The 7,876-nt window shown below is 71.7% G+C and carries 7 protein-coding genes; 3 read left to right on the plus strand and 4 right to left on the minus strand.

Translation table 11 applies throughout. The features are described 5' to 3' along the window. Positions 1–1,114, plus strand: a 1,114-nt coding sequence (locus H5J26_RS25730) for an ABC transporter permease (RefSeq protein WP_181768359.1), incomplete at its 5' end; no start/stop codon positions are given. 87 nt (positions 1,115–1,201) lie between these two features. On the opposite strand, the gene H5J26_RS25735 is transcribed toward H5J26_RS25730, so the two are convergent. After that, positions 1,202–1,711 (minus strand): ATP-binding protein, encoded by a 510-nt coding sequence (locus H5J26_RS25735; RefSeq protein WP_181768360.1) that lies wholly within the window; start codon positions 1,709–1,711, stop codon positions 1,202–1,204. Between the two features lie 105 nt (positions 1,712–1,816). Continuing rightward, positions 1,817–2,128, minus strand: coding sequence for a hypothetical protein (locus H5J26_RS25740; protein ID WP_181768361.1), 312 nt, complete (start codon positions 2,126–2,128; stop codon positions 1,817–1,819). 116 nt (positions 2,129–2,244) lie between these two features. Here H5J26_RS25740 and H5J26_RS25745 point away from each other — a divergent pair, with 116 nt between their 5' ends. Then, positions 2,245–3,411, plus strand: a complete 1,167-nt coding sequence (locus H5J26_RS25745) for a PLP-dependent cysteine synthase family protein (RefSeq protein WP_181768362.1) — start codon at positions 2,245–2,247, stop codon at positions 3,409–3,411. 83 nt (positions 3,412–3,494) lie between these two features. On the opposite strand, the gene H5J26_RS25750 is transcribed toward H5J26_RS25745, so the two are convergent. Then, complete coding sequence (locus H5J26_RS25750) at positions 3,495–4,352, minus strand: DeoR/GlpR family DNA-binding transcription regulator (RefSeq protein WP_181768364.1); 858 nt, start codon at positions 4,350–4,352, stop codon at positions 3,495–3,497. Between the two features lie 267 nt (positions 4,353–4,619). Here H5J26_RS25750 and H5J26_RS25755 point away from each other — a divergent pair, with 267 nt between their 5' ends. After that, complete coding sequence (locus tag H5J26_RS25755; protein WP_235981104.1) at positions 4,620–7,034, plus strand: hypothetical protein; 2,415 nt, start codon at positions 4,620–4,622, stop codon at positions 7,032–7,034. On the opposite strand, the gene H5J26_RS25760 is transcribed toward H5J26_RS25755, so the two are convergent. After that, positions 7,026–7,876: AAA family ATPase (locus tag H5J26_RS25760; protein WP_181768363.1), on the minus strand; the 851-nt coding region annotated here is incomplete at its 5' end. The genes H5J26_RS25755 and H5J26_RS25760 overlap by 9 nt on opposite strands.

Genomic DNA, 7,876 nt, shown 5'->3' on the forward strand with positions numbered 1-7,876 from the left:
TCTCGCACAGCGCAACGCGCTGCGCAGCCCCAAGCGCACGGCCGCCACCGCGACCGCGCTGATGATCGGTGTCGCAGTCGTCTCCCTGTTCACCGTCTTCGCCTCGTCGCTGAAGGCGACCATGGACACGACGGTCTCCCGCTCCTTCGCGGGCGACGTCGCTCTGAGCGCTCCCGCGTTCGGCGCCGGAGGCAGCGGCCTGAGCCCTCGACTGGGCCCGCGCCTGTCGGAGTTGCCGGAGGTGGAGACGGCGCTGGGGCTGGGCCGGGGAGCCGCCCGCGTCGAGGGGGCCGGCCGGGAGCTGACCGTCACGGACCCGGCGCGGCTGGGCGACGTCCTGGACCTGACCGGTGTCCGCGGCTCACTGGGCGGTCTCGGCAGGGACGGCCTCGCGGTCGCCGCAGAAGAGGCCGCGAAGCACGGCTGGCGTCCCGGCTCCACCGCGGAACTCGCCTTCACCGACGGAGAAAGGCAGCGCTTCACCGTCGAAGCCGTCTACGACCGCAACGAACTCGCCGGCGACTACGTGCTGTCCCGCTCCGCATGGGCCCCGCACCGCACCCAGGACTCCGACATGCTCCTCGCGGTGACCTTCAAGAGCGGTGTCTCCCCGGAAGAGGGCAAGGCCGCGGTCACCAAGGTGGCGCGCCCGTACGGCAGTCCGGCCGTGCAGACGCGCGAGGAGTACGCGCAGAGCTCCGCCGGCGGCATCGACATGATGCTCACCCTCGTCTACGCGCTGCTGGCCCTGGCCGTCCTCATCGCCCTGCTCGGCATCGCCAACACCCTCACCCTCGCCCTCCACGAACGCACCCGCGAGCTGGGCCTGTTGCGCTCGGTCGGACAGACCCGCGCGCAGCTGCGGGCCATGGTGCGCTGGGAGTCGGTGCTGGTCGCGGCCTTCGGCACGGCGGGCGGCCTCGTGCTCGGCGGTTTCCTGGGCTGGGCGCTGGTTGGCGCGTCGGACAGCGCCGGCACCGGAGTCTTCGACCTGCCGCCGCTGCGTCTGGGAGTGGTGGCGCTCGTCGGGCTCGTGGCCGGGCTCGCAGCGGGCATACGGCCGGCGCGCAGGGCGGCCCGGCTGAACGTCCTGCGGGCGATCGCCACGGAGTAGACCGCGGGACCGTCCGTTCAGCGGGTCGGCTGTGGGCTGCGCGCGGCTGTCGCACCTCGGGTGCGGCAGCCACCCGCGGTGCGGCCGTCAGGCGTTCTCGACGACCGCCTCGGGCAACGCGGCGGCGGCGAGAGCGGAGACGGCCGGCATGGTCCCGGGGACGGCGGCCTGCCGGAGCGGCGTACCGAGAACGACGGGAAGCGTGAACCACACGACCTTCCCGGAACCGTCGTTCTGGGCCCGCATGCCCCAGCTGTCGCTGACGGCCGCGATGAGGGCCATGCCCCGGCCGTGAGTGGCCGTGGACTCCGCAGCGCGCAGCCGTGGCAGCCGCGGATCGTGATCACGTACGGAGACGGTCAGCCGGTCCTTGAGCAGGACGATCTCGACCGTGCAGTGCTTGTCGGGGCCCGTGTGCCGGTGAACGTTGGTGAGCAGCTCGGTCACGCCGAGCGCTGCCGCATCGATGAGCGGGTCCAGCCGCCAGTGGCGCAGCTGCGCCGTCACGATCCGGCGTACCTGGCCGATCCGCGAGGGCAGTGCCTGGAACTCGACCGCGCAGTGCGTACGCGACCGTGCCGGGGCCCGGCCGGTCATTCCGCCTGCTCCCGTTTCACGGGCAGGCCGACGAGGTGCGAGATGCATGTGATGTAGGACACACGGTCAGGATGAGCCGGTTGCCTCGCTCGCGCAACGCGAGGCTCAGGCCCCAAGCACTCCGCGCTCCGCTGCGGCCTTGGCACGGGCCGTCCGTACCGCGTTCATCAGCCCCGCCCGCAGGCCCAGGTCGAACTGCAGCACATAGCGGGTGCCGCCCATGGTCGCCAGCGCGCTGTCCGGCATGCCGTAGTTGCTGATGCGGACCTTGTCCACGGGAGCGCTGTCGATCTCGCTTCCGTAGCTGGTCATCAGCACCAACTGCCCGTCTCTCACCTGGACATGACCCGCGCGCGTGAGTGAGCGAAGCATCCGCCGTATCCGGACCCCGCCCGCTTCGTACTCCGCTTCCGCCACGGTTTCCTCCCACCGATCCATAACAGCCCGGGTGCCCCCAGCAGGCCGCCATATACCCTTTGTGAAGTGTGCACGCAAGCTGCGGGCTCCGCCAGAGGGCCTTTTATGATCGGCCCGTGAGCACCACCGAACCGCCCGCCGCTTCGCGGCCCCCGCAGCCCGCCCCGTACGGCGGCGCCGCCGCCCCCACCATCGACATCGACCGCAGCGACGCCGGGTACCGCAGCTGGCTCAAGGAAGCCGTCCGCAAGGTGCAGGCCGACAACAACCGCAGCGCCGACACGCACCTGCTCGCCTTCCCGCTGCCCGAGGAGTGGGGCGTCGACCTGTACCTGAAGGACGAGTCGACGCATCCGACCGGCAGTCTCAAGCACCGGCTGGCGCGCTCCCTGTTCCTCTACGGCCTGTGCAACGGCTGGATCCGGCCCGGCAGGCCCGTCATCGAGGCGTCGTCCGGCTCCACCGCCGTCAGCGAGGCCTACTTCGCCAAGCTGATCGGCGTGCCCTTCATCGCGGTGATGCCGCGCACGACGAGCCATGAGAAGACCCGCCTCATCGAGTTCCACGGCGGCCGGTGCCATCTGGTGGACGATCCCCGGACGGTGTACGAGGTCTCCGCCGCCCTCGCGGAGGAGACCGGCGGCCACTACATGGACCAGTTCACCTACGCCGAGCGGGCAACGGACTGGCGGGGCAACAACAACATCGCGGAATCGATCTACCAGCAGATGAAACGCGAGCGCTTCCCCGAACCCGCCTGGATCGTGGCCACCGCGGGAACCGGCGGCACCTCAGCGACCATCGCCCGCTACGTGCGCTACACGCAGGCGGACACCCGCGTGTGCGTACCCGACCCGGAGAACTCCTGCTTCTTCGACGGCTGGACCGGCGGCGACCCCGACGCCTCCAGCGAGCGCAGCTCGCGCATCGAGGGCATCGGCCGTCCCCGCATGGAGCCCAGCTTCCTGCCAGGGGCCGTCGACCGGATGATGAAGGTCCCCGACGCGGCCAGCATGGCGGCGCTGCGGGCGCTGGAGCAGGCCATCGGGCGTCGTGCGGGCGGCTCCACCGGGACCGGGCTGTGGAGCGCGCTGAAGATCGTGGCCGAGATGATCCGCGAGGAGCGTACGGGCAGCGTGGTCACCCTGATCTGCGACCCGGGCGACCGCTACCTCGACAAGTACTACTCCGACGACTGGCTGGCCGGACAGGGCCTCGACATCGCCCCGTACACGCGGACCCTCGAGACCTTCCTCGCCACCGGCACCTGGACCGGCAGCTGACGCACTGCCGCCCGGCCCTGGGGCCGCACGGCACCGGCCGCCCCGAGGCCGGCTTTCCTTAGCGGGAATCCGGCACCGGGGCCTCAGGCCTCCGGCACCTCGCCGTCGGCACCGTTCTCCGGCTCGCCTGCGACCACCAGGTCCGGCAGGTGCTCCTCGATCTCCGCACGGACCTCCGAGGGCAGAGCGCCGTCGGTGACCAGCGTGTCGACCTGCTCCAGCGAGGCGAACGAACTCAGGCCCACCGTCCCCCACTTGGTGTGGTCCGCGACGACGACGACCCGTCGTGCCGAGCCGACGAAGCGCCGGTTCGTCTCCGCCTCGGCCAGATTCGGCGTCGACAGCCCGGCCTCGGGAGATATCCCGTGCACGCCCAGGAAGAGCACATCGAAGTGGAGCGTGCGGATCGCCGCGTCGGCCACCGGGCCCACCAGTGAGTCCGAGGGGGTGCGCACGCCGCCCGTCAGCACCACCGTGGCGGCACCGGGGCGCGGCGTCCGCCCGCCGCCCGGACCGCGCTGCCTGGTGTGGAAGACGTCCGCCACGCGCACCGAGTTGGTGACCACGGTCAGGTCGGGGACGTCGACGAGGTGCTGCGCCAGCGCGTACGTCGTCGTCCCGCCGGACAGGGCGATCGCGCTGCCGGGCTGCGCCATCCCGGCGGCGGCCCGTGCGATCTCCGCCTTCGCCGACAGCTCCAGGGAGGACTTCGCCTCGAAGCCGGGCTCGTGCGTGCTGGCCTCCGCCAGCGGTACGGCGCCGCCGTGCACCTTCTCCAGTGCGCCCTGGCGGGCGAGGGCGTCCAGGTCCCGACGCACCGTCATGTCCGAGACCATCAGCTTCCGGGTCAGCTCGTTGACCCGGGCGCCGCCGCGGCGGCGCACCTCCTCGAGGATGAGCGCCCGCCGCTGCTCAGCGAGCAGGTTCTGGTTGTCGCCCACCGCGTCTTCCGTCCCTTCGTCCACCACACGTGCCGGGCCGACATCCTCCCATGTGGCGAGGGTTGCAGCGCACGTCACGATTTCGCGCGGCTTCTGTGTGATCAGCCTGCGTGCGCCCCACTCCGGGAATGATGCTGGGGCGAGTTGGACCGCAGGCCGCGAACACCTCGGGGGAGTCGGACATTGCAGCAGGACGAGAACACCGGCGCAGCGCCTCGCGTCGCCCGAACTGCCCACGAGGAGTCGGGAGTCGAGCCGCCGCCCGGTCTGAATCTGGAACTGCTCGTGCACGGCGTCGGCGGGACGACGCCGGAGGAGATGCTGGGTGATCCGCGCATAGAGCGCGTCACCGGCGACAGCACGGCGGCGGTCTACCGGCGCACGGACGACGTCGACGCCGAGGCCCGCCCGCAGGACTACCGCGACAAGCCCGTCGCTGAGGCGTACTCCTGGTGCAACCTCACCTCAGGCAACGGTGCGCGAGCCCTGTGGCTCATCCTGCTTCCCTTCATGGTCGCCAACCTGGCCCACTGGATGCGCCCGACGGTGCGCGGCCACTCGTCCGCGCTGCGGGTGCGCCTGCACGGTGCCCTGGTGCGCCTGGTCGCGTTGAGCCTCACCGTGCTGCTTGTCGCCGCCGCCTGCGAGGTCGCACTCGACCTGATGGCATGGCAGTGCGCGGGCTCGAGTGCCTGCGCCGCGGAGCGTTCCTGGCTCGGATTCATGGCGCAGGGCCCATCGGGCGGAGGCGGCTGGTGGAGTCAGCCGGGACGCCGCCTGGCGCTGGCCGCCGCGATACCCGCCGTGCTGACCGTGCTGCTGTGGTGGCTGTCGCACCGCACCTGGGCGGCGTACGAATCGCAACGGCCGCTGCGCCGCGAGATGAACGAGTACGACGCCGAGTCGATGGAGCGGCCCGCGCTGTGCATGCCCGGATTCTGGTACGGCAAGCGGCTGGTGGCACGGCTGCGCGCGGCGCACACCGCCGCGGGATTCCTCACCGTGGCCGCCGCGCTCGCAGCCGCCACGACGCGCTACGACCGTAAACCCGGTGGCAGTACGGGACTTGACGTGCTCGGCTGGGTGATCGAGGTGCTGGTCGTCGCCTGCGCGGTGTGGGTGCTGTACGTGGTGTGCCGGCGCGGTCGCAAGGAGAGCGAGCCCGACGACGCCCTCGACAAGGTCACCGTACGGGTGCTGCCGGGCATCACCGTCGCCGTCCTCCTGCTGGCGGTGCTCCACGCCGCCTGGTCACGGCCCGACTGGGTGTCGGCCGGGGGAGAGCTGCCGGGGGACGAGACCTTCGGCGTGCTCGCCGTCGGACAGGGACTGCTGGTGGCCGCCCTGGGCGTGCTCGGAATCATGCTGCACCGCGAACTGCCCGTCGAACGGACGGCGTTGAAGGGCCTGGGTGCCTCCGCAGTCGCGATGCTGGCGTGCGCGCTGGGCGGCGTGATGTCCGGGGGTGTCACCCAGCGCGTCGGTGACTGGCTGGACGGCCCCGGGACTCCCGGAGCGGGCAACGGACTGATCGAAGGGCCGCCCGTCCTGCTGACCTGGCAGTCCTCGACGATCCCCGTACTGCTCGGCGTGCTGCTGCTGCTGGTGGTGTGGTTCCTGCTCCGGCTCGGCCGCCGCAGCCGGGAGATGACGGACGACGTGGAGCGCGGTTACCCGAACTCCCTGCCGGATCCCTCCCGTTCACGCCGCATCGCCTCCGTCGTCGCCCGTGCCGCACTCACCGACTCCGCGTCGTGGGTCGTCGGCGTGGTCGCCGCGTCCACCCTTCTCCTGGGCGGGGCCGCCGTGCTGGGCACCTGGATGACGGGAGAGGTGCCGGGCCGCGCGGCGGACGGCATGCCGGCCTTCATCGACGGATTCGCCGACGTCGCACAGGCGTTGGGCTCCTGGCTCATCGGCCTCGCCTTCGTACTCTTCATCACCTGGGGCCGCCGCGCCTACCGCGACGCCTCGGCCCGCCGCACCATCGGCATCCTCTGGGACGTCGGCACCTTCTGGCCCCGGGCGGCACACCCCTTCGCCCCGCCGTGCTACGCGGAACGCGCCGTGCCCGACCTGGCCTGGCGGATGGCCACATGGACCGATCAGACAGGCGGCCGTCTCGTCATCTCCGGCCATTCCCAGGGGAGCGTCCTGGCCGCCGCGGCGGTGTGGCACCTCGAGCCGGACACACGCCGTCAAGTCGCCCTGCTCACCTACGGATCGCCGCTGGAGCGGCTCTACGGGCGCTGGTTCCCGGCCTACTTCGGCCCCCGCCAACTGCGCGACCTCCACCACGAGGTGGACTGCTGGCGCAACCTGTGGCGTCTGACAGACCCCATCGGAGGCCCCGTCCGCCCCGCCGGCGGCGATCCGCACAAGGACGCGCCGGGCGTGGACCGCGGCCCGCTGCTGGATCCGCTGGAGTACGGCCGTACGGTCGAACATCCGCTGCCTGCACCGATCCTGGGGCACGGCGAGTACCAGGCGGACCCGGTCTTCGACGAGGAGCGGGACCGCCTCCTGCTGCGACTGCGCAGCCGGGAACCCGCACTGGGCTGTGCTCCGGAGGAGTCAGCGGGGCCGGGCGCTCCGGCCGGCGTGGGGGGCGGCGTCCCGCGGCAGGGCGGCCAGGGCGAGGACACCCGTGCCCGGCCCGAAGCCGGGAGCGGATCAGAGTGAGTCGGGAAGGTCGTCCGCGTAGAGGAGGGTGAGTTCCTCGGTGCTCGGTTCGGTCAGCTGGGCCACCCGGCCCGCGTGCCGCTCGACCATGGCTTCGAACGTCTGGCGTGCGGTGCGGCCGTTGCCGAAGGAAGGGCCCTTGGGAAGCGCCGTGAAGTACTTCAACAGCGCTTCGGTGGCGGCCTCTCCGATGTGGTACTCGTGCTCCTGGGCCTGCTGTTCGACGATCCGCAGCAGCTCCTCCGGCGCGTAGTCGCCGAAGGTGATGGTGCGTGAGAAGCGGGACGCCACACCGGGGTTGACGGCGAGGAAGCGCGTCATCTCGGTGGTGTAGCCGGCGGCGATCACCACGACCTCCTCGCGGTGGTCCTCCATCAGCTTCACCAGGGTGTCGATGGCTTCGCGGCCGAAGTCGCGCCCGCCGTCCTCGGGGGAGAGGGCGTAGGCCTCGTCGATGAAGAGCACGCCGCCGCGTGCGCGGTCGAAGGCCTCCTGGGTGCGGATCGCCGTGGAACCGATGTGCTCGCCGACCAGGTCGACGCGGGAGACCTCCACGAGGTGCCCTCGCTGAAGCACCCCGAGCGAGTGCAGGATCTCTCCGTAGAGCCTGGCGACGGTGGTCTTGCCGGTGCCGGGGGAGCCGGTGAAGACGAGATGCCGGCGCACGGACGCGGCCTTGAGCCCGGCGCGCTGCCTCCTGCGGCCCACCTCGATCATGTCGGTGAGCGCACGGACCTCACGCTTGACGCTCTCCAGGCCCACCAGGGCGTCGAGTTCGCCCAGCACCTCCTGCGAGGGACGGGCCGGGTTCAGCCACGGGTGCGGGTCGTCCCAGAGCCCGG

This window comes from Streptomyces albidus (ex Kaewkla and Franco 2022), from assembly GCF_013870515.1.
GTDB classification, from domain to species: Bacteria; Actinomycetota; Actinomycetes; order Streptomycetales; family Streptomycetaceae; genus Streptomyces; species Streptomyces albidus.

Excerpts from the sequence above, each read along its gene's own strand:
- H5J26_RS25735 (WP_181768360.1), bottom strand. The coding sequence starts at position 1,711 with ATGACCGGCCGGGCCCCGGCACGGTCGCGTACGCACTGCGCGGTCGAG.